This window comes from Candidatus Kuenenia stuttgartiensis (genome assembly GCF_900232105.1).
Taxonomy (GTDB): Bacteria; Planctomycetota; Brocadiia; order Brocadiales; family Brocadiaceae; genus Kuenenia; species Kuenenia stuttgartiensis_A.
In genome coordinates this window covers 3,671,850-3,691,747 of record NZ_LT934425.1, presented here as the reverse complement: position 1 = coordinate 3,691,747, position 19,898 = coordinate 3,671,850, and the positions used below count along the sequence as shown (strand labels likewise).

20 protein-coding genes and 1 pseudogene are annotated in these 19,898 nt (G+C 39.4%); 7 read left to right on the top strand and 14 right to left on the bottom strand.

The features are described 5' to 3' along the window. Positions 1 to 28: 28 nt before the first annotated feature. Positions 29 to 1,057 (bottom strand): DUF1573 domain-containing protein, encoded by a 1,029-nt coding sequence (locus KSMBR1_RS17195; RefSeq protein ID WP_099326425.1) that lies wholly within the window; start codon positions 1,055 to 1,057, stop codon positions 29 to 31. Positions 1,058 to 1,401: 344 nt separating this feature from the next. Here KSMBR1_RS17195 and KSMBR1_RS17190 point away from each other — a divergent pair, with 344 nt between their 5' ends. Then, positions 1,402 to 2,196 (top strand): cyclase family protein, encoded by a 795-nt coding sequence (locus KSMBR1_RS17190; protein ID WP_099326424.1) that lies wholly within the window; start codon positions 1,402 to 1,404, stop codon positions 2,194 to 2,196. Positions 2,197 to 2,236: 40 nt separating this feature from the next. After that, positions 2,237 to 3,538 carry a multiheme c-type cytochrome gene (locus KSMBR1_RS17185; protein ID WP_099326423.1) on the top strand — a complete coding sequence of 434 codons (1,302 nt, stop codon included), beginning with the start codon at positions 2,237 to 2,239 and terminating at the stop codon, positions 3,536 to 3,538. A 187-nt stretch (positions 3,539 to 3,725) separates the two neighbouring features. On the opposite strand, the gene KSMBR1_RS21235 is transcribed toward KSMBR1_RS17185, so the two are convergent. After that, positions 3,726 to 3,887 (bottom strand): hypothetical protein, encoded by a 162-nt coding sequence (locus KSMBR1_RS21235; RefSeq protein ID WP_157820691.1) that lies wholly within the window; start codon positions 3,885 to 3,887, stop codon positions 3,726 to 3,728. 705 nt (positions 3,888 to 4,592) lie between these two features. Here KSMBR1_RS21235 and KSMBR1_RS17180 point away from each other — a divergent pair. The 5 genes from KSMBR1_RS17180 to KSMBR1_RS17160 all read left to right on the top strand — a co-directional run bounded on the left by KSMBR1_RS17180 (position 4,593) and on the right by KSMBR1_RS17160 (position 11,734). Beyond that, positions 4,593 to 5,474, top strand: a complete 882-nt coding sequence (locus tag KSMBR1_RS17180) for a Druantia anti-phage system protein DruA (RefSeq protein WP_099325006.1) — start codon at positions 4,593 to 4,595, stop codon at positions 5,472 to 5,474. Beyond that, on the top strand, positions 5,461 to 6,831 hold the full coding sequence (locus KSMBR1_RS17175) for an IS66-like element ISCku7 family transposase (RefSeq protein WP_099326422.1): 1,371 nt from the start codon (positions 5,461 to 5,463) through the stop codon (positions 6,829 to 6,831). The genes KSMBR1_RS17180 and KSMBR1_RS17175 overlap by 14 nt, the downstream gene beginning before the upstream one ends. Positions 6,832 to 7,018: 187 nt before the next feature. Beyond that, the gene (locus KSMBR1_RS17170) at positions 7,019 to 7,963 is read left to right on the top strand and encodes a 3'-5' exoribonuclease YhaM family protein (RefSeq protein WP_099326421.1); all 945 of its coding nucleotides are present in this window, start codon (positions 7,019 to 7,021) and stop codon (positions 7,961 to 7,963) included. Positions 7,964 to 8,303: 340 nt separating this feature from the next. Next, the gene (gene rnr / locus KSMBR1_RS17165; RefSeq protein WP_099326420.1) at positions 8,304 to 10,493 is read left to right on the top strand and encodes a ribonuclease R; all 2,190 of its coding nucleotides are present in this window, start codon (positions 8,304 to 8,306) and stop codon (positions 10,491 to 10,493) included. Between the two features lie 203 nt (positions 10,494 to 10,696). Then, positions 10,697 to 11,734 (top strand): IS630 family transposase, encoded by a 1,038-nt coding sequence (locus KSMBR1_RS17160; protein WP_099326419.1) that lies wholly within the window; start codon positions 10,697 to 10,699, stop codon positions 11,732 to 11,734. A gap of 36 nt (positions 11,735 to 11,770) precedes the next feature. Here the strand turns inward: KSMBR1_RS17160 and KSMBR1_RS17155 are convergent, their stop codons facing one another. The 12 genes and pseudogenes from KSMBR1_RS17155 to KSMBR1_RS17100 all read right to left on the bottom strand — a co-directional run bounded on the left by KSMBR1_RS17155 (position 11,771) and on the right by KSMBR1_RS17100 (position 19,824). Next, positions 11,771 to 12,055, bottom strand: a complete 285-nt coding sequence (locus KSMBR1_RS17155; RefSeq protein ID WP_099326418.1) for a MazF family transcriptional regulator — start codon at positions 12,053 to 12,055, stop codon at positions 11,771 to 11,773. Next, positions 12,033 to 12,240, bottom strand: a pseudogene (locus KSMBR1_RS17150) (hypothetical protein). The gene KSMBR1_RS17155 and the pseudogene KSMBR1_RS17150 overlap by 23 nt, the downstream one beginning before the upstream one ends. A gap of 393 nt (positions 12,241 to 12,633) precedes the next feature. Further along, complete coding sequence (locus KSMBR1_RS17145; RefSeq protein WP_099327104.1) at positions 12,634 to 12,933, bottom strand: hypothetical protein; 300 nt, start codon at positions 12,931 to 12,933, stop codon at positions 12,634 to 12,636. Positions 12,934 to 13,122: 189 nt separating this feature from the next. Continuing rightward, positions 13,123 to 13,902: a transposase gene (locus KSMBR1_RS17140; protein ID WP_099326417.1), complete on the bottom strand. Its 780-nt coding sequence runs from the start codon at positions 13,900 to 13,902 to the stop codon at positions 13,123 to 13,125. A gap of 32 nt (positions 13,903 to 13,934) precedes the next feature. Beyond that, entirely contained in the window at positions 13,935 to 14,129 is a 195-nt protein-coding gene (locus KSMBR1_RS17135) for a hypothetical protein (RefSeq protein WP_099326416.1), read from the bottom strand. A gap of 89 nt (positions 14,130 to 14,218) precedes the next feature. Further along, positions 14,219 to 15,175, bottom strand: coding sequence for a hypothetical protein (locus KSMBR1_RS17130; RefSeq protein WP_157820690.1), 957 nt, complete (start codon positions 15,173 to 15,175; stop codon positions 14,219 to 14,221). Positions 15,176 to 15,202: 27 nt separating this feature from the next. After that, positions 15,203 to 15,619 (bottom strand): toll/interleukin-1 receptor domain-containing protein, encoded by a 417-nt coding sequence (locus KSMBR1_RS17125; protein WP_099326414.1) that lies wholly within the window; start codon positions 15,617 to 15,619, stop codon positions 15,203 to 15,205. Next, positions 15,616 to 16,050 (bottom strand): toll/interleukin-1 receptor domain-containing protein, encoded by a 435-nt coding sequence (locus tag KSMBR1_RS17120; RefSeq protein WP_099326413.1) that lies wholly within the window; start codon positions 16,048 to 16,050, stop codon positions 15,616 to 15,618. Before KSMBR1_RS17120 ends, KSMBR1_RS17125 begins: the two co-directional genes overlap by 4 nt. Before the next feature lie 12 nt (positions 16,051 to 16,062). Further along, positions 16,063 to 16,536 (bottom strand): hypothetical protein, encoded by a 474-nt coding sequence (locus KSMBR1_RS17115; RefSeq protein ID WP_099326412.1) that lies wholly within the window; start codon positions 16,534 to 16,536, stop codon positions 16,063 to 16,065. Next, positions 16,533 to 17,111 carry a TIR domain-containing protein gene (locus KSMBR1_RS17110; RefSeq protein ID WP_099326411.1) on the bottom strand — a complete coding sequence of 193 codons (579 nt, stop codon included), beginning with the start codon at positions 17,109 to 17,111 and terminating at the stop codon, positions 16,533 to 16,535. Before KSMBR1_RS17110 ends, KSMBR1_RS17115 begins: the two co-directional genes overlap by 4 nt. Before the next feature lie 15 nt (positions 17,112 to 17,126). Next, entirely contained in the window at positions 17,127 to 17,663 is a 537-nt protein-coding gene (locus KSMBR1_RS17105; protein ID WP_099326410.1) for a toll/interleukin-1 receptor domain-containing protein, read from the bottom strand. Positions 17,664 to 17,730: 67 nt separating this feature from the next. After that, positions 17,731 to 19,824: a DUF262 domain-containing protein gene (locus KSMBR1_RS17100; protein ID WP_099326409.1), complete on the bottom strand. Its 2,094-nt coding sequence runs from the start codon at positions 19,822 to 19,824 to the stop codon at positions 17,731 to 17,733. Between the last annotated feature and the right edge of the window lie 74 nt (positions 19,825 to 19,898).

Sequence of the window (19,898 nt, the reverse complement as noted above, 5' to 3'; positions counted from 1 at the left end):
GAAACTACCGTAAGAATTATTTACCACTTCAATCATTTATTGTCGCCGAAATAGGGATACAAATCTCAGGCTGAAGAGAGCTATTCGAATAGATCAACAAACTGCCGTTTACCGTTCCGGTAAAATCTCCCTGATTCATATGCACACTGATTACCCGGCTATCATCATTCAGCGGAGAAATATTATATGTCATAAATGCAGGCTCTATTTCTATTTTTTCAATTTCTACACTTTTATCCACTAAGGTAACAATAACCGTTTTTTTAACTTCCCGGTTTTTCCTGACTGTTCCAAAGGACAGTTTATTCGGGTAATACGTAATATCACCTATCACCTCGCCGTTAAAAGGGATATCAATCTTTGGTTTCTTTTCGCTATTTGTATGAACAAAAATAAAACCGTTAAACTTTCCAAGCTCTTCAACACCTCTTAACGCAACCTCATAATTCCAAACATCTCCACTTTTCTCTTTATCCTTTAGTTTTATATAGGGAAAATTTGTTTCAACATTCAATATTTTTATCCTTGAACCGGGTAATGTTTTTATTTCGAGATTTACTGAACAAGGACTACCCATTCTGATGACGCCAAAATTAATTCGCTTAGGAGTAACGCTTACTTCTTCAATTATATTCATTTCAATGACCAATTTAACCTTTGGATTAACGGGGTCATTTGAATGCACAAATATTGATTTTGCTATTTTACCAACGTACTTGCCGGAATTGAATTTTACCTCGATTTCTCCCTCTTCATTTTTTTTGATATTTTTCTTTGTACTTAATGCCGCCGTACAACCGCATGCAGATTTCACCTTATCGATTATCAATTCACCGTCGCCATGATTTTTGAATTTAAATTTATGGATAACTTTTTCACCACTATAAATCTTCCCAAAATCATGGGTATATGCATCAAATTGTATAGCCGGAGCAATGCTTTCAGCATTTTTTAATCTGCCATCACCCTGTATCTTATCATCTGCAATTCCATCAATAGCATTTCCCACAACAAGCGCCAATAATAATACAAAACCATACATTGCCATTTTACGCATAATTAGTATCCTCTAAAACCAGTACTCAAAAATAACAAATTATCTGCCGGGAATTATACCTTTTTCATAAAAACCACAGTTACTGTTTGTTATTTAAATACATATACACCTTAAAATAAATAAAAAAAGATAATTATTGAACTCCGCCGGTATGAATCGATAAGATATGCTACACTTTTGTCTTTGATTGAATTATAGTGCAAATTTTCTCGTAACAATTTAGTTTTTTGAAAAAGTAGGGGCGAAGCATTTGCCAGTTTGGGCACGAACGCATTTATGCCAATTTATAGCTAATGCTTCGCCCCCTGCTTTTATTTTCATTAATCCATGGAAGGAAGTTTGTTATGAAAATGGTTTTCATACCCCTTTTTACCTGCATTGCATTGTCCTGCATTACATCAGACATATCCGCAGGGATTCTGGAGAAGGTGATGGACGGCAAGGCATCAATTATCGATTTAACTTATCCACTAAACGAAAAAAATGCGCACTGGCCTGTAGGGGCATATGAACCATTCAAATATGAAGTAATCGCTTCATTAAGAAAAGACAAGGTCTTTTCGGGAAAATACAGCACACCGGAACATTTAGGCACACATATTGACGCACCAAATCATTTTGAGCCGAATCAATCTTCCGTAGACCAAATACCATTCGAACAATTAGTCGGCCCCGCCATTGTGATTAACATACAGGAAAAGGTAAAAAGAAACCAGGATTACACACTGTCTGCCGAAGATATACTGCACTGGGAAAAAGAACACGGCACAATTCCTCATGGGGCCATTGTTTTGCTTTATACCGGATGGAGCAAGCGATGGGATAATAATGAACAATACAAAAATATGGACAACTGCAACAGGATGCATTTCCCCGGCTATTCTAAAGAAGCGGCGCTTTTTTTAATACAGCAAAGAGAAATAAAGGGCATTGGCATTGATACCTTAAGCGGAGATTGCGGCATGTGTTCAGACTTTCAGGTGCATCATATAATAAATGGCGCAGGCAAGTACATACTTGAAAATGTAGCAAACCTCGACAAATTGCCGCCAAAAGGCATCATACTTATCCTCGCACCGATTAAAATAGAGGGAGGTTCGGGAGGACAATGCCGGATGTGGGCATTGTTGTCTGAATAATCTTCATATTTTTACGAAATGATTTGTAAGGAGAATAAAAATGTCTGCTCCAATCCCTGTTAAAACTTTTATGTATTTGCAAACATCCCTCATTGTTATTTCCTGTTTGCTCTTCTTTCCGGGCTGTGCCACACAGAATGAACATACAAATGTTCCAACCCTTGAAGTGGTTAAACCAAAAGAAGAAAAAAACGTTGCCGTGGAAGAGTCGTTACACTGCATCTCATGTCATAAAAAATCCAACGTTGCTCATCATCTGAATGTCGAATGGCAAACTAACAAACACGCCGTAATGAATGTCGGCTGCAAGGACTGTCACGCTGTTTCTCCTGAATTTGACAAAACAGAAAAAGAGTCATTTCAAAAAAAAGAAACCAGTTGTTCTGACAAAGGCGTTCAACGTATGGTATCTCCACAGATTTGTGGACGCTGTCACATGAAACAATACAATGAGTTCATGCAAAGCAGCCACTCATCCAGTTGGGATTCAGTGGTTGATTTCCAAAAAAATGTTCCATTCTCGTCAGACAATCTTTTAACTTCCTGCGAATCATGTCATACTATACAATTTAAATGCAATTCATGCCATACACAGCATGTAACCGGCCAGTCTCACATAAAATCTCCCGCTGTTTGTGGCGTCTGCCACACCGGTTCTGATCATCCGCAGTATGAAATCTATATGAATTCTAAGCATGGTTTGGTGAGTTCCGCTATTCGATCTGCAAAAGAGGGCTATTCCAAATCCGCTTACTTATCATCACCCGTTTGTGTAACGTGCCATATGCCTGACGGCACACATGATACACGCTTCAGACTATCCGGCAAAATGGGCGGTAAATCACCCTATTCAGAGAAAGAAGAAGAGAAAGGCTTCAATAAAGAAGATTCATGGAAAGAGAAAAATGATATGTTGGTGCTATGCAATAAATGCCACTCCCCAGCTTTTTCAAAAGATGCGCTGGTGAGCGCAAAAAATGCGCAAAAGGTATTTAATACGGTAGTAAAAGAGGCAGAAGGGTTAGTGTTGGCGCTTGACAGGGAGAAACTACTCTTACCTGAATTGACAATACCGCTAAATAGCAGTTATCCTGAGCATGCATATTTTACAGGAGAATACCCCTTGCACAGCACTGTTTCAAAGGCGGAAGGTATTTTTATACGTCTGACAAAACGCCATGCGGCTATTGCCGGAAAAGCGCTTCATCATATGAATGTAAATTATGCGTATTCTCATTGTTGGCCGGAAATGTTAAATGATTTACGAGCGTTAAAAAATGAGGCAAATAATCTACGGCAGGAAGCGGAAATTAATCGAAAAATGAAGATCAAGCTCAGGTAGTGAGTGTATCCGCAATAATGCAAAACCTGCGTTTCAAAATACGTTGTATCGTATTTTCTCACAAAACAAGTCATTGTAATGTCCAATTATTATACCTTGCGATATAACCCGATGTAGGGATGAGGCATTTGCTATAAATTGTCACAAATGCGTTCATACCCAAACTTATACATGCTTAGCCCCTACGTTAATGCTTGTTTATTTGATCCATCTCTGAGAGAAGGTCGCCATATCTAAATTCCCTGTCTCCTTCCATAAGAACATGTAAGGCATCCAGGGTATCATAAAGTTCTTCTCTGTCATTATCGTTATAATATTCTGAAAAAATCTTTTTATGCTTTCCCATCATAATTCCTCCAAACAATTGTAAAAAAATAATTAATACGGCCTTTCTTTTGAGCAATCAGCATGCCATGAATTATGTACTATGATAAAATTACGAAATCCGAAGCAGATTCTAATGACAAAATAATTTGAAATTATAATTAACATTTAATTTGTATAGAGGCGCACGGCTGTGCGCCTCTACACAAAATTCTTCTCTAAAGTGTTTGAATTAGAATAGTTATAAATTTATCATTAAATGCATTTTTTAAAGGTGGGGTGACGTTTACAACAAATAAAAAATTCTAAATTCAAATAATGTGAGATTTTGTACCAAATAAACTGAGACGCAGCATTTCTGCTTATGCAATTGCAGATTTCGACCAATCCGGGAGGATCATCTTTCGTATTTTTAGCGTAACGAGGCCTGCGTGTTTGTTCACTTGCGCTACGGTCTGACGGCTCGCTACAGGAAACTCGAACGTATTCATCGCTGTTTACACCCTCCCGTGAGGCTTTCTGCCTCTTTCACTGATGCCCGAACGGCCAATTGACGGGTTGGATTTGCACCAACTGATATATAAACACTCCTTGGCGTACCAGATTAACACAGATGAGAAAATTCGTAACACTTTAGTTCTTTGAAAAATTAATAGCGAAAAAAGGTAAAAAAAGCTGGCGTCTGTTTTTCCTTTGTGGTATAAAAGGCTTCAATAAAGGGAAACAGTTTATGAAGCCTATCATATTCCAATACCGTTCACGAAAACTGCATGCGGACGATATCGCCTTTATAAAGGCGCTCATCGAGCAGCATTTTCTCAGAGGTCGGACTTATATTTCCTGCGAACTATGCAAGCATTGGAACTGGGTGCAGCCCAATGGCAAACATAAAGAATACGCAGCACGAGACCTCCTTTTGAGATTAGAAGAACAGGGATTGATAACGCTTCCTCCACGTATACGGGCCAAAAACAATCTGAAACCCAAGGTCTTTGTCCAGACACCCCTTTTCGTCAGGAGACCACTAGAAGGTAAAATCACAGAGTATGAAAACCTGACAATCCATGTGGTAAAAGACCCTCAGGAAAGATATCTCTGGGAGTATCTCTTCCAACACTATCACTACCTCGGCAATCCCCGGCTTGTTGGCGAACACCTCAGACACATCGTACGTATAGGCAATCAGGTTGTTGCCTGCCTGGGGTGGGCAAGCGCCGCATGGAAAGTCAAAGACCGTGATCGTTTCATTGAATGGGATGAGACGACTAAACGTACACACTTACATTTGATTGCAAATAACGTACGATTTCTCATTCTACCATGGGTTAAGATCAAACACCTTGCATCCAAGGTATTGTCACTTGCCCTCAGACGTCTGTCAGATGACTGGAATACCGTTTACGGCCATCCCGTTTATTTAGCCGAAACCTTTGTTGATACCGCGCGGTTTAAGGGTACCTGCTATCAGGCGGCCAATTGGATTCGTGCTGGCAAAACCAAAGGGAGCGCAAAACGGGGCAATCGCTATCTGTATCATGGCCAACCTAAGGATCTCTACCTCTACCCTCTTCAAAAAAACTTTCGGAGGTTTCTTGACTGTGACCAGGGATGAAGCCATAGCTATTTTGGAGATGGACAGAGAGGATGCGATTCAAGCCATCCTGATACTGGCGGAGAAAGCAGAAAAATATGACCGGCTTTGCGATAAACCGGGTCCGACTACCCCTTCCGGTTCGATACCGCCCTATCTAAAGCCCACAAAGAAAAAGAGAAAACGGCCTTGTGGCAGGAAAAAGGGACATAAGGGAGTTTGCCGGAAACGACCTGAAACAGTAACTGCCTATCAAACGCATTCCATGGAGAGTTGCCCTGATTGCCACCAGCCATTACAAAAACCGGTAAGAACTTATAAGCGATACATCGAAGATATTCCACGCCTTGACCCTGTTGTGACGGAACATACAGTTCATGGTTACTGGTGTGCTTGTTGCAAAAAGATAGTTCAACCCAAGGTCACAGATGCGTTGCATGGCGCCCGACTAGGATTGCGCCTTGTTGTCTTTACCGCATGGCTTCACTACTTAATCGGTATCAGTGTAAACAACATCGTAAAGATGCTTTCCGTATTTTTCAACCTTCAAATAAGCGCCGGCGGTCTAACCCAGGCATGGAAATCCCTTGCAACACTCCTGGAGCCACAGTATAACGAGATTGGCCAAAAAGTCTCCGCAAGCGCTGTCTTATATGCAGATGAAACCGGATGGAGGTTGAATGGAAAAACCCATTGGCTATGGTGTTTTACAACACAAAAACTCTGCTACTATCTCATAACACCAAGTCGGGGGTCTCCTGTCATAAAAAAACTCTTGGGCATTCTATTTGGTGGTATCCTGATCTGTGACTTTCTGGGCGCTTACAACAAGATAAGCGCACTGGCAAAGCAGCGGTGTTTCTATCATCTGTTCACGGAACTCGTGAAAGTAGATGCCCACAACCATTCTGCCGCATGGAAAGCTTTCCGGAAAAAACTCTCCCGGTTGCTCAAGGATGCCATCCGGTTATCAGAGAAAAAGAACCAGATAAGCCTGGTATGCTTTCTTCGGCTAAAAAAAAGATTGTATCGCAGGCTTGAACAGTTTTTGGCAACGCCTTGTCAGGATAAAGACGTACAAAGATTGACCAAACGCCTGAAGCGCCATAAACAGGAACTCTTTACGTTCCTGGAACATGAAGGTGTGAGTCCCTATAATAATCATGCCGAGCAACAGATGCGAAAGCCAGTATTGACCCGAAAGGTATCACAACAGAATCGTTCTGTTCAGGGCGCCAATACCCAGGCTATCCTTATGACGTTGCTTCGCTCTGCAGAATTGCAAGGAGACAACCCCGTGGAAAACCTTCTGGCATACGCCAAAAAAGCTCTTTTAACAAAAACCACTTCCGGCTTAACTTATAATATCGCTTGTTAATTTTTCAAAGAACTAAAGTGTTACGAAAATTCTTATTGTGTAATCTGTAATTCCACCTTTAACTGGCATAGAGCACTGTGTCTATTGTAAAGAAATGCGGCGTATTCCGTTATATTTCTTGACTTTACACAATTACTCTCTTACAATTTCTGCATAAATTACCTTTCCAAAAAATCCTGCTTAAATAATGTCCAGACAATATATAGCAAATCTAAAGAGTGGCAATCAGGTAGAGGGCGTTTTCCTTGTTCTCAAAAAGGAGATTCGGGAGACTAAAGACAAAAAACCATATCTCAATCTGCAACTGGCAGACAAATCCGGATGTATTGACGCAAAAAAATGGGATGCAAGCACATCGCTTTATAATAGTTTCAATAGTGACGGATTTATAAGAATCAAAGGTACGGTAGAAACCTTTAATAATTCTCTGCAAATCAAACTTTTGGAAATTACCCCTGTTTCTGAATCAGAAGTGCAAATGGATGAGTTTGTACAAAGCACTGAAAAAAATGTCCCGGAAATGCTGGCTGAATTGAAAGAAATTATCAGGTCCGTTAAAGACCCCTATCTTTCAAAACTGCTCATCTCCTTTTTTACGGATAAGTCATTTGTTACGGCATTTTGTGCTGCACCGGCCGCAACACAAAATCACCACGCCTTTTTGGGCGGCTTGCTGGAACATGTCCTTTCAGTTACAAAACTGGCAGTCAATTTTTCCGGTTTTTATCCTGTGGTCAAAAAGGACCTGTTAATTACCGGTGCGATTCTTCATGATATTGGTAAGATTAGAGAATTATCTTACGAGAGAAGCTTTCAATATACCGATGAAGGCTTGCTTACGGGTCACCTCATATCAGGCGTCCTTATGGTGAATGAGAAGGCTTCAAAGATTGAAGGATTTCCGGGAGAACATCTTAACGTCCTTTTGCATCTCATATTGAGTCATCACGGCGAGTATGAATGGGGTTCCCCAGTAAAACCTGGCACACCTGAGGCAATAGCACTGCACTATCTTGATAATCTGGACGCAAAAATGCAAGGCGCTTTAAAAGCCATCAGTAATCATAAAGATGACAGCAGTGCCTGGACGGATTATGTGAGGATGTTTGAGCGGAGACTTTATAAAAAATGAAGGCTCATGGAACTTAGGGATTTGGAATTTGGAATTTGCCATTATACCGTAACACTCGGCAGTCGATAGTAGGCAGTGGGCAGTGGGCAGTAGGCAGTAGGCAGTAGGCAGTAGGCAAATTGCAGATTGAGGATTGAAAACTGAAGACTGAAGACTGAAGACTGTGCAAAGGGAGAAATCTTAGAATTTCTCCCTTTGGCGAAAATGACAATTACAGGCATATTAAATTCTTCTATGTCCATTACTCCTATATTAAAGACATCCCCTCTATAACCTTTTCAATATCCGTACATGTATTTCCCTTTTTCATTAAAATAATTTTATTGTTAATAAAGTACCTATGATAGAACCTGTATCAATTATACAATTTGTCCACAGCAAAAAATACACTCCAATGACTGCCGCCGAGCTGGCGGAACATTTTGAGATCAACGACCAGGAATACCGGGCTTTCTGCAAATTATTGCAGGATCTCGAATTCCAGGGTGAAATCGTCAAGATAAAACGAAAACAATACGCCAATCCCAAAACGGTAAATCTGTTGGTGGGAACGATGGATTGCAATTCAAGGGGGTTTGGCTTTGTAGTGCCGGCGAAAAAAGGCGAGGGGAAGGATATCTTTGTAAACGAAGAAAACATGCATTCTGCCATGCACGGAGATACCGTCGTTGTTCGCCTGCCGGATTTAGAACAAATACCAAAAAGAGGCAAACAAAAGGGGGGCGGTTCCGGACAGATTGTCAACGTGTTAAAACGCGCCAATCCTTTAGTTGTGGGTACCTTTAAAAAGTCCAAACGGTTACGATACGTCGTACCGGACAACGCACGCCTGTTCAGAGATGTTTATGTAACAGAAGGCGATGCAAAAGACGCTACACCGGATGATAAGGTAGTGGTTAAAATAGTGCAATGGCCGTCAAGACACCTGAATCCGGAAGGCGAGATAACGGAAATATTAGGAAAAGAAGGCGACCCGAAAGTAGACCTCCATTCCATAATATATCAATTCAAACTGCCGCGGGCATTTCATAAAAATGTATTGAATGAAGCGGAAAGCATCTCTCAGGAAATACCTCAGGAGGAAATCCAAACACGGCTTGATTTACGGAAAAAGCTCATTATCACAATAGACCCGGATGACGCCAAGGATTTTGATGATGCGCTGTCCCTTGAAAAGGACGATAGGGGTAATTGGCAATTGGGGGTGCATATCGCCGATGTTTCCTATTATGTAAAACAGGACTCTGCCATTGATAAAGAAGCACGACTCCGCGGTACGAGCGTATATTTGCCAGGGAAAGTCATTCCCATGCTGCCGGAGGCATTATCGAATAATCTTTGCAGTCTCATGGAAGGGGAAGACCGTCTGACCAAAAGCGTTCTCGTAACGATTGACCCTGAGGGACATATCCTCAAAAGCACTGTTAAACATTCAGTCATCAACGCTACAAAACGCTTAACCTATAAACAGGCAACGGCAATTATTAATAATGAATCGGCGGGGAATATACCGGAGATGGTAAAGAATGTTTTGGTAGAACTGGCGCAACTGGCACAAATACTTTTTAAGAACAAAATGAACCGGGGGGCAATAGAGCTTGACCTGCCTGAAGTATCCCTGAAACTGGACGAACAGGGAAATATTGAACATGTTGAAAAGGAAGAAAGGGATGTATCACACCGGCTTGTTGAGGAGTGTATGCTCCTGGCAAATGAAATGGTGGCGACATTTATGCATAAAAACAAATTGCCGCTGATAAGCAGGGTGCATCCGGAGCCTGACGAAGAAGATATGCTCGAATTCGCTGATTTTGTCCGCGGGCTTGAAAACACCAGAGTGGACCCTTTTAAAATACATCAATTACAAGCATTTTTGAAGGAAATAAGCGGAAAACCTGAGGCGCATATGATAAACCTTGTCTTGCTGAAATCGATGAAACAGGCAGTGTATTCGGCAACGGAGAGCGGGCATTTTGCCCTTGCCCTTGAACATTACGCTCATTTCACATCCCCTATCCGCCGCTATCCCGACCTCATTATCCACAGGGTTTTGGATCAGCATTTTTCAGGAGAATTGCGGTCACCTGTCGTGCAAAAAATATGGGAAAACTGTTTGCCAGAATGGGCAGGGCATTGCTCCGTTACGGAACGCAGGGCGGAAGAAGCAGAGCGGGAAATCACCAAACTGAAATTGCTGCGCTTTTTTGAAACCCGTGTGGGAGATAATTTTGAGGGCATTATCACCGGAGTGCAGGAATACGGCTTCTTTGTGCAATTAAGCGAATATCTCCTGGAAGGTCTTGTACATATCCGTACCCTGGAAGATGATATCTATCAGATAAGCAAAAAACATATGGCGCTTGTAGGCACCAGACGGAAAAAAATGTTTCGAATCGGAGACGTGGTAAAAGTAAAAATATACAAAATAGATCTTTTAAAACGAGAGGTGGATTTTATCCCCTATGAGAACAGAAATGAAAAGCCCCACCGCGGGAAAACACGAAATATCCCGGAAGATGACCCTGAGTAATAACCCTGCAGTACCTTATCAGTAATTTTTCTGCACACTTCCATTCGTCAGTGCGTGCTTTTTGGCAAAATATTTAATGTTGAAATCCGAAACGCGAAATACGATGCATAACCCAGTCAGGGAAATATAGTAAAAAGCATTTATTTTTAGAAGAACCTGTTTTTTTCTTGCATTTGAATTGTTTCTAGAGTATTAAATTCTGCATGAATCCATTTCTCAGTGAAAAAACCCGAATAGAATTTAAAAAAGCACATAAGAAAGAGCCTCATAGACGTCATGCCGACCGAATCAAAGCTATACTTCTTCTTGATTCAGGATGGAGTTATGAAGAAGTAGCAGAAGCGCTCTTGTTAGACGATCAAACAATCAGGAATTACGAAAAACTATACAAAGATAAAGGTTTTGACGGGCTTTTATCTGACAATTATATTGGCTGTGTGCCAAAACTCACCTGCGAACAAGAAGAACAATTAAAAGATCATATCAGGAAAAACAACTATAGCGCGGCAAAAGAAATTGTTGAATATGTAAAACAGACATTCAATAAAATCTATACACCCGAAGGAATGGTACATACCCTCGATAGATTAGGCTTTACTTACAAGAAAACTACAATAGTTCCAGGCAAAGCAAACCCTGAAAAACAAAAAGAATTTATCGAAAAATACAAACAACTCAAAGAAGAGAAAGCCCCCGGAGATAAGATACTTTTTATGGATGGAGTTCATCCACAGCACAATTCTACGTCTGCATATTGCTGGATAGAGAAAGGCAAAAAGAAGGAAATACCCTCTAATACCGGTAGGAAAAGAATAAATTTAAACGGTGCTATTGACATAGAAACCTTTGAAGTAACAATCCGGGAAGATGAAAGCATCAATGCTCAATCAACAATAAAGCTTTTCCATGAAATAGAGTCAAGGTATGCTCAAGCCGGTACTATTTACATAATCTCTGATAATGCTAAATATTACAGTTCTAAGTTGGTCAAAGAATACCTTGCAAATTCGAGAATAAAGATCAAATTTCTCCCTTCCTATTCACCCAATTTAAATCTCATTGAAAGATTATGGAAATTCTTTCGCAAAGAAATATTGTATAACAAGTATTATGATACTTATGAGAAGTTTAAAAACAAATGTTTAAGTTTTTTCAAAAATATTAACGAGTATACAGATGAATTGTCTACTCTTTTAACTGAAAATTTTCAAATTATTGGCGAGCAAATTTCGAAAACCTGATTTGTTTGACTATATAGGAACACTTCCCTTATTCTCCTACCAGATCAAACAAGAAATATGGGAAGTGTCCCCATATTCCCTGTTTGCAGTGTAAATTCCACGCTTAACCGTCGTGATCACATTAAGCCCCGCACTATTCCAGTCTGTCAGTATAAACTCACCCGGCAAAAGAGAAGCTGTTTTACTGGTCAGTGGCACAACAAAAATGTCACCAGAGATATGTGGCGTACTGATAACAACCGCAGGTCTGACCGTTGAGCTTGACAAATCTGCAAAGGGATAACGGACTAAAACTACATCATTCTTTGAGTAATTCTGCATACACATCATCCTCTGAGTTATTCCAAATCGCATCCAAAGAGATTTGGCTTGTTTTCAACCAGAACTGTAAATCCAGTATCGTCAGGCAACACAGTTACCAAAACCCTTGTCCCTTCAGGGATATTTGCCTTTCCCAGAAGCTCAATTTTTTCTTTTTTGACAACACCCCACAATGTATTTAACATCTTTAATCTCCTGGTACTTTATTGATAGTTACTGATACTAACGCACAGCATCAGCCGACAGCAGATTAGAAGCGCATAAGTTGGCCTGCATGATGATGGTGAACGAAGCCACAAAACTAGAAAACCGCAAAAGGGTAGCTGGTCGGCTGAATGCGCTGGTTAGCACTGAATTACCTGCGTTGTTTATTATACCCACGAGCCTTGCCTTGCCTTGCCTTTACTTTTCTTGCACTTACTTTCTGCTGCAATTAATGTTTGATTTACAAAATATGTTGAGCTAAGCCGACCCATCAAAATAAGGCCGTGGCTTGGCGGTTGTATTTCATTGATACCAATAATGTTTGGATTCTATTGGCTTTATCCCAGTGCCGCCGACAAGCCACACCCTGTAAATTACCCGTATGTTTCTTTATATGCAGTTTTCAACTGAACATATAATTCGTGCAGCTTGATGTAGCCTTCATCTTCTCTATCTGGATATTCTTTTTTATCATTAAGGGCCATAGAAAGTACATCTAGGATACAATCTAAATCCCAACTGTAAAAGGATATTGGTCTAGTACCTTTGTAATTTTCAATTCTTCTATCCAGACCAAATGCTTCACACATATCGACTGTATATTTCTGGAGTTCTTCTAATTGCCTGCCAGATATTTTGACCTTTATAGGTATATCGTTTTTTTCTGGTTTCATCTGTTTTCTTCTTTTAAGTGCTAACATTGATTAGATTGATCCGCATAATATGCGGAATACAGATTTATTGTACATATAACACGCCTTTGATATGGCAAGTACTATATTGATAAACACTTCAAACACCATCGCTTATGTCTCTTTGTTGGATCGGGTCGGACCAAGCTAACCTGTTGCGTTGACTATGTTTCACCCCCAACAATACATATTTTCATGCCTTAGAAGATCTTTTTTGGCACTTAAATGAGCATTGTAAGGAACAATCGGTTCTTTAAGTACAAACTTATCGTTACCCTCCTCTACCTTGCGTCCATGTGCTTTTAAACATAACTTAACCTTCGTATCTTCTACAAATCGCCTACTCCCTACTGCGATACTTGCTGTCCAACAGAACTCTCTCCTGAGGCCATTATCATTAATGGCAGCTTCTACCCATTGTTTATATTCATGCCTCAGTTGTTCCTTGTTGGATAACCCACATAATTCAATCAAGCCTTTTATGTCTATTAAGGCGTATCTATCCGGTGGGTTTTGTATCTCATCATATCCACTCATTGCCCATTCACACGGATGCTTTACAACACCAGCCCTGACCATATTCAAATCAATATACATCATATATCTTATCAAATGTATGTCAGTTTCTATTGCCGTTGCGTGATATCTGTCTTCCCAAAATGCACCCTTACGCTTTTTTCCTTGATTATACTCCTGTGCAGTTCTCCCCGCTACCAATTGGATACTCTTCGGAATAACCTCACGACCATTGTCAATAACCAATAGATGAATATGATTTGATGTGACAGTATAGTTTAATATCCTTAATCCAAATCTCTTTTTAGCTACAAACAGCCAGTACACCCAACGCTTACGATCTTTCAGAAATTTCAAAAGAAATTCTTTCTTATGGCATCTATGAGTAATATGCCAAACATAATTTGGGATATAATGTCTATTTGCACGTGCCATAACAAAAATTACTTAAACAACTCTTTTCTGTACTAAAAATAGGTATTTAAGGATAAAAATGTCACCCCTTTAAAGGTTATCTCTTTGTGCAGCGATAACTTATCATGGTCCGACCCCGTTGCCATCTCCAACACAGTTACCAAAACCCTTGTCCCTTCAGGGATATTTGCCTTTTCCAGAAGCTCAATTTTTTCTTTTTTGACAACACCCCACAATGTATTTAACATCTTTAATCTCCTGGTACTTTATTGATAGTTACTGATACTAACGATCAAACTCAGCCGCGCTGCTTTTTAGCGTCGGCTGGAGTGCCTTGTTAGGCATTAGTTGGTATTGCACTTTTAACCTCATTAAATATTTCCGTGACGGTAAGTAGCTCCACAGAGTAATCAAGTGGTTGTCTTTGTAGTTGTTCAGTAATTACTGTTTTATCAGCATCACTTGTTACTATGACCATAATACTCATTGTCTCGAACAATCGATCTACAAAAGGTAGTAGTTCTTGTGTAATAAGACCCTGCGCGACTCTACCAGGAAGTGAGCTGCGTCGGCCTGATACTACTGAATTAAGTTTTCTTAATCGCCATACGACAGATTCTGGCCTAAGAGAAGTAAATCTGCCAAAGTATACGTACTCGTTACCTGAGAATGTATTGAGCAGGTTAAATCCAAGTGAATCACCCAAGCGATACAAGTTTCTATCGCCTTCGCTATCTATCGCAGAAACTAGTAATCCTCTCTCCATTAAAAACAATTGGATTATTTGATCAGAATTGTCCCGTGGCACTGACTCCTGTGTCGTTTCAGAGATTGCCTGTTCTAATGCAATAATCGCTTTATCTCGAAAGTTTTGATTTGTGTATTTTACGGTATCTAGGCCAGCGACATTAAAGGGAAGATGCTGGCCCTCACGTTGAAAAGGGATTACATATTTATTAAATCCTAGCATTAGCCCATATTCCATATTTACGTTTGCATTTGGAGTCTCAACGCCATTTCTTAAGTCATGATTTAATAAAACTACACAGAATTGAGATGTAATAATTTTCGAGCAAATTTTTGCGCAAAATGCACTTTGACCAGGAGCAAGTGTACCACCTGCTTCTTCAGCAATGAGGCCGCGCTCTTCTAGTAGGCTTTTTAGGATATTCATTTCCAGTGTACTAGTATCAAAGCCATACGCTATGAAACAACTACGAGTTGAAGAAAACACGAAGTCACAGCGTGGTAATCCAACAACGCATATCTCATTTTTTCTAATTGATTTATCCATGTTTACTATATATACCTAACAAAAAGCTCAGCGGCGCGACTTTTTCTCGTCCGCTGAAGCGTCTTGTTCTGCTATTTTGCATAATGTTTCTTTGATTTTTTCAGCAGCTTCATTAATACTATTCGCCCTGATATATTTATGCTCTGACAAGAAGGAGGGAATATGAGTATCTTTAAGAACCACAGGAATGATTTTTTTCTTTAAAGCGACAGCAGCACCAAACTCCATCATCACCCACTCACTTGCCAGTGCTCGTGGAGATATGAACAAAAGTACAATTTCACTTTTTCTAAGATTCTCTTCAATTAAGTTAGCCCAGTTATCACCTGCAGAAATATTTTGATCTGACCAAATATCAAGGTTAATTTGACTCAAATTGTCAACTAAAGCTCTTATTTCGGAGGTATCTTCCCTTGAATAGGATATAAATACTTTTTTATTCATTGCACACCAGATTGAAACTCTTGTATTTTGTTTTTTAATTGCAAAAAGAATTTATCGATTTCGTTCAGTTCAATTATGTCTCGTTTTTTAATAAATACAGGGATTCCAGGGCGTTTTTGAAGTTCAGATGAAGTGATACCATGTAAAACAACTATTATTGGGATTCGATTGCTCCATGCAGCACCTATCTCTGCCCATACATAAGGTCGTTCTAAGGCCCAAGGGGTAAATAAAACTATCAAATAGTGCGATTTATCCAAAAATTCCAATATTTTATCTTCAAACTCGTCTCCAATATTCACATTTGCTTCATCTAAGAATGGAATTGCACCACATAGTTCGACCTCCTTAGCTATCTGTTTCGCTATCCAAGTATCGAGGCTACTGTGACTAATAAAAACAAACCTTGAATTATTTTGATTACTGGACATTTTGGGTTTTATTTATTGTTTCTCAAGTTCTGTCAAATCCTCTACCCCTGACATATCTGCAAGCATTTTCGTGTATATTAGTAAAATTTTTTGAAGCTCCTCTAGTTCTTTCCTAAACTCCGCGCATTTCGTAGGATTCTCAAAAGCTTTGTCTATCATCAGTTTGTGCCATTTTGCAGTGAATGGTCTAATTTTTTGGTTAAGAATCACAATCGCAATTTTAGTAAATTCAATACAGAGACGACCACGCCTTTTGATAACTTCTCTGGTAAGGTTGAATATGGAATGAATAGAATCAAGTGCTGTAGATTCATCGCCATGTTCTTTGGGGAGTGGTTGTGTGGTAATGCGTGTTAGAAGCTCAATATATAGCTCCCAAGCTGCATCTTTGTCCTCATCTTTAGGCTTCCACTCCATTTCCAGAAAAGGTGGATTTATTTTAAGGGTTGTCATACTCCAATTTTCAAGCCATTCTTTCCATTTCATTCTGACCACCTTTCTCCCGATTTGTTATTAATGAAAGAGGGAAATGAATTATCTGGATCAACCTTAAAACGGCGGTTAAACGCTCCTTCTATCCATTGTGAAACTATCGCTGGGTCATCAGACCAATCATGAAGTGTAGCATAACCGCATTTGGCGCAATAATGAAGGCGAGGAGGGGTTATGTAAGGTATATATTTATCCCGACCAAAATCAGGATGATCTGGCAAAAAAATTCCCAGTAATCCAGATCTTGAATTTAAAATTGTGTGCCTTAGACTCGCACCAATTTCCCAGTCAACATTCTTTCTTTTCCATGTTTCTTTACCAATGAGTACTACTGTAACCGTGCTGTCTCTGAGGTATTCATCCCGGATTTTTTGTCGAATGGTATCTGTTTTTAGGAATGCGCTAATTTCACCTATTTGGACAGATTTTGAAATAAAAACGCTATAATAATTACTAAATAAATTTTCGAATCGATCCCTATCCCATTGATCATTGGCATGGTGATAACTTATAAAAACCTTATGCTTAGGTGGGATGCGTAGACCAGATAATATGCCGTAATTTTGCATTTAGCGAACCTTTCCCTAACGGAGCCATTCTCCCAAGCCAGTGGCTGTGTTATCGTTATGGTCCCAAACCATCCATTCACTCTTATCTTTACCTTTAAATTTTGACCACACTATTCTTTTATATAATCCAAGATATTCCTGCTCATGCCAGCTTTCTGTCAACGAATCCTTTACGACTGGGAAAATGGCTATGCTACTTTGAAATTTTTTCCCATCTCCAAGACCCAATTCCCAAGGCACCCAGCGGCTGTCTTTCGTGTTTGTTGTTACTAATACGACCAATTTGCTACACTTACCAATTGTTTCACGCAGGACTTCGGCTGTATTAGGGTTTACCTTTCCTGATAACCTGGGATCACCATCATCTATATAGACTCTTCCACCATGGTTCTCGAGTATTTTTATTACAGCAGGCAAAGATTCATGATCAGCGGAAGAATGTGAAAGAAACACACTAGGATACTGACGGCTATAAGCTTCTTTAATAATTACGTTTCGATCAATTTTTTCATTAATCGAACGGATATCATCAAATGTAGTGTATGGAGACATTTTTATTTATCAGCAGAACGACTTAAATAACCCGCGCAGGCAACCACTTCGGGAAAAACCGCCGACGCTATTCTGCGTCGGGTTGATTTTTTTGTTCGGCGTTTTCATTTGCATATTTAATTGTTAATTCATCCTCAAGATTGAGCAAGGTCAGTGCCTGCTTAATCCTGTCAAACTTACCTATATTGTCTAAGTTGCTTTCAATAAAATACGTGTCGTTAATGGCAATTGGTTGTCTGGGGCTTCCTTCGACTGGATTTTTAGTTAAGCCGATGCGCAGCCCTATGTCTGATGTAAAGAATGTTTCAGGTTGTAATTCAAAGAGTTGTTTGAATACTTCAACGTAAAGCTGAGACACCGCCCTGATTTCAAGTTTTTGATCCAGAAATATGGCATACTCCAATTTCTTGAATTTTGGGTCCTCTGCCTCAAATATATTAACTTCATTATTGCCATTATCCTCAGCAAAAGCTATGGTTGGAAGCTCCCATATTTTCAAGAATCTCTCTGCAATTATGCCAAAACGTCTTTCAATTTCCGCCCTGTCCCACTTCTCTGCGACTGACAGATATTTGTTTAGCCACAGCCTGCTATCTTTGTAACCATCGTTTTCTTTATCTCTTTTTTCGAGGAATGGCTTATTGCCAAGTTTTCCATTGTTGCCGGAAAGGGTAAGGTTGCCGATTGTATTTAAATAATTTTCCTTAATGAAAGAATATTCATCATTACCTAATTCAATTTTCCATTTGGTATCAGGATTCTGCGGAAAGATATGTTCAATTGTAATATCTGGATTTCCATCAATTGCGACGTGTTCACGGTTGTCATAATTTTCAAGCCGCTCAAGTAAATATATTCTGTTCTTAGCCTTTATGTTGTAAACATCTTTTACTTTTAATGCATCTATGGTCTCTTCATTTTTAGGATATCTTTGAACTCCTGCCCGCTGTAATAAAGCTTTTTGAATTGAATATAAATAATTCTCTCGCTCAACCTTGTCGTAAAGATTCATAAATATTTTATTCAAAGCATTTGTTGGGAGACCAACAATAAAACGACGCCAAGTGAATGATTGGATTGTATCTAAAACCTTTAAGAATGTTGCTTTGTCAATTATGGAGTTGCTGTAATCATCATATACCTTCATCAAAAAGGGATAGGCAACATTAATTTCAAGGCGGTTAATATATTCGAGTTGCAATCTTATTTCTTTATCCGGTTCATTTTTCGGATTAATCAGCTTGTTATAGTGCTTTCCTAATGATTTAATTCCTGATAAGTTTGATTCCAATTCTTCAAGGGTAGATGTAGGATACTTTGATTTGAATTCAAAATATACTCTGCCTTTGTTCGGAATATTATTATTTTCGACTGTTAAATAATCGCGGATGAAATCAGAAACGCGGCTGACATTAAGAATTTCATCCTTGGCAAGTTTTTCAATTACTTCCCAATAATTCTGATAAATCTTATTCTGCTCTCTTCGTTTGAGACCCATCAAAATATAGTTGCGAATCAGGTCAGCTTGTGAAAGTTCCAGGCCAGTTGAATTAAGGCTCTCAAATATTCGCTGCGGCTCGTCTCTTTCTCGGTCAAGCGAAATTTCGACGAACATTAATTTTGATAAACCAGTCAATACTATCTGATAGTTATCTTCTGTAATTCTGCCTTTGAAATAATTGAAGTTATCAATGAGTTTTGAAAAATCAGAGTATTCTTCATTTGCATCGCCGCGCAAAAGGTATTTCAGTGCTTTATCGTTATTGTCTGTTGGCCGGAGTTTCAGCTTTTCTTCTTCAGGAGCAAACTTGTTTATTAAATACGTTTCACTGATTTCATTAACAAGCTTTTCTTCTTTGAGTTCCTGTGCAAGACGATGTAATACCAAATAAATCAGGGTCAAGGTTGTAACTCGTTGCTGACCATCAATGACGGTAAGTTCCTTGATTCTTGATGCCGTGTATACGTCATCGTGAACATAAACGATACTGCCGATAAAATGGGCGTTCATCTTCTTGTTTGTACCAACTTCGAGAATGTCATCGAGTAGCAGTTTGCATTGACTGATAGACCAGTCATAATTCCTTTGATAAACAGGGATTATGAATTGTGTCTTGTTTGATGATAAAAAGTCTTCTACCTTTGTTTCGCTTGCCTTCATATTCTTATCCTTATGATTATTGGATTTGATTTATGCCGTAATTTAATTGGCCGCACCGGATAGGTCACGGGCAT

Coding starts and splice junctions, on each gene's coding strand:
- KSMBR1_RS17140 (WP_099326417.1), bottom strand. CDS start 13,902: ATGGCACGTGCAAATAGACATTATATCCCAAATTATGTTTGGCATATT.
- KSMBR1_RS17135 (WP_099326416.1), bottom strand. CDS start 14,129: ATGTTAAATACATTGTGGGGTGTTGTCAAAAAAGAAAAAATTGAGCTT.
- KSMBR1_RS17110 (WP_099326411.1), bottom strand. CDS start 17,111: ATGCAAAATTACGGCATATTATCTGGTCTACGCATCCCACCTAAGCAT.
- KSMBR1_RS17115 (WP_099326412.1), bottom strand. CDS start 16,536: ATGAAATGGAAAGAATGGCTTGAAAATTGGAGTATGACAACCCTTAAA.
- KSMBR1_RS17155 (WP_099326418.1), bottom strand. CDS start 12,055: ATGCAGAATTACTCAAAGAATGATGTAGTTTTAGTCCGTTATCCCTTT.
- KSMBR1_RS17125 (WP_099326414.1), bottom strand. CDS start 15,619: ATGAATAAAAAAGTATTTATATCCTATTCAAGGGAAGATACCTCCGAA.
- KSMBR1_RS21235 (WP_157820691.1), bottom strand. CDS start 3,887: ATGATGGGAAAGCATAAAAAGATTTTTTCAGAATATTATAACGATAAT.
- KSMBR1_RS17100 (WP_099326409.1), bottom strand. CDS start 19,824: ATGAAGGCAAGCGAAACAAAGGTAGAAGACTTTTTATCATCAAACAAG.
- KSMBR1_RS17185 (WP_099326423.1), top strand. CDS start 2,237: ATGTCTGCTCCAATCCCTGTTAAAACTTTTATGTATTTGCAAACATCC.
- rnr (WP_099326420.1), top strand. CDS start 8,304: ATGATAGAACCTGTATCAATTATACAATTTGTCCACAGCAAAAAATAC.
- KSMBR1_RS17190 (WP_099326424.1), top strand. CDS start 1,402: ATGAAAATGGTTTTCATACCCCTTTTTACCTGCATTGCATTGTCCTGC.
- KSMBR1_RS17195 (WP_099326425.1), bottom strand. CDS start 1,057: ATGCGTAAAATGGCAATGTATGGTTTTGTATTATTATTGGCGCTTGTT.
- KSMBR1_RS17145 (WP_099327104.1), bottom strand. CDS start 12,933: ATGAAACCAGAAAAAAACGATATACCTATAAAGGTCAAAATATCTGGC.
- KSMBR1_RS17170 (WP_099326421.1), top strand. CDS start 7,019: ATGTCCAGACAATATATAGCAAATCTAAAGAGTGGCAATCAGGTAGAG.
- KSMBR1_RS17160 (WP_099326419.1), top strand. CDS start 10,697: ATGAATCCATTTCTCAGTGAAAAAACCCGAATAGAATTTAAAAAAGCA.
- KSMBR1_RS17180 (WP_099325006.1), top strand. CDS start 4,593: ATGAAGCCTATCATATTCCAATACCGTTCACGAAAACTGCATGCGGAC.
- KSMBR1_RS17120 (WP_099326413.1), bottom strand. CDS start 16,050: ATGTCCAGTAATCAAAATAATTCAAGGTTTGTTTTTATTAGTCACAGT.
- KSMBR1_RS17105 (WP_099326410.1), bottom strand. CDS start 17,663: ATGTCTCCATACACTACATTTGATGATATCCGTTCGATTAATGAAAAA.
- KSMBR1_RS17130 (WP_157820690.1), bottom strand. CDS start 15,175: ATGGATAAATCAATTAGAAAAAATGAGATATGCGTTGTTGGATTACCA.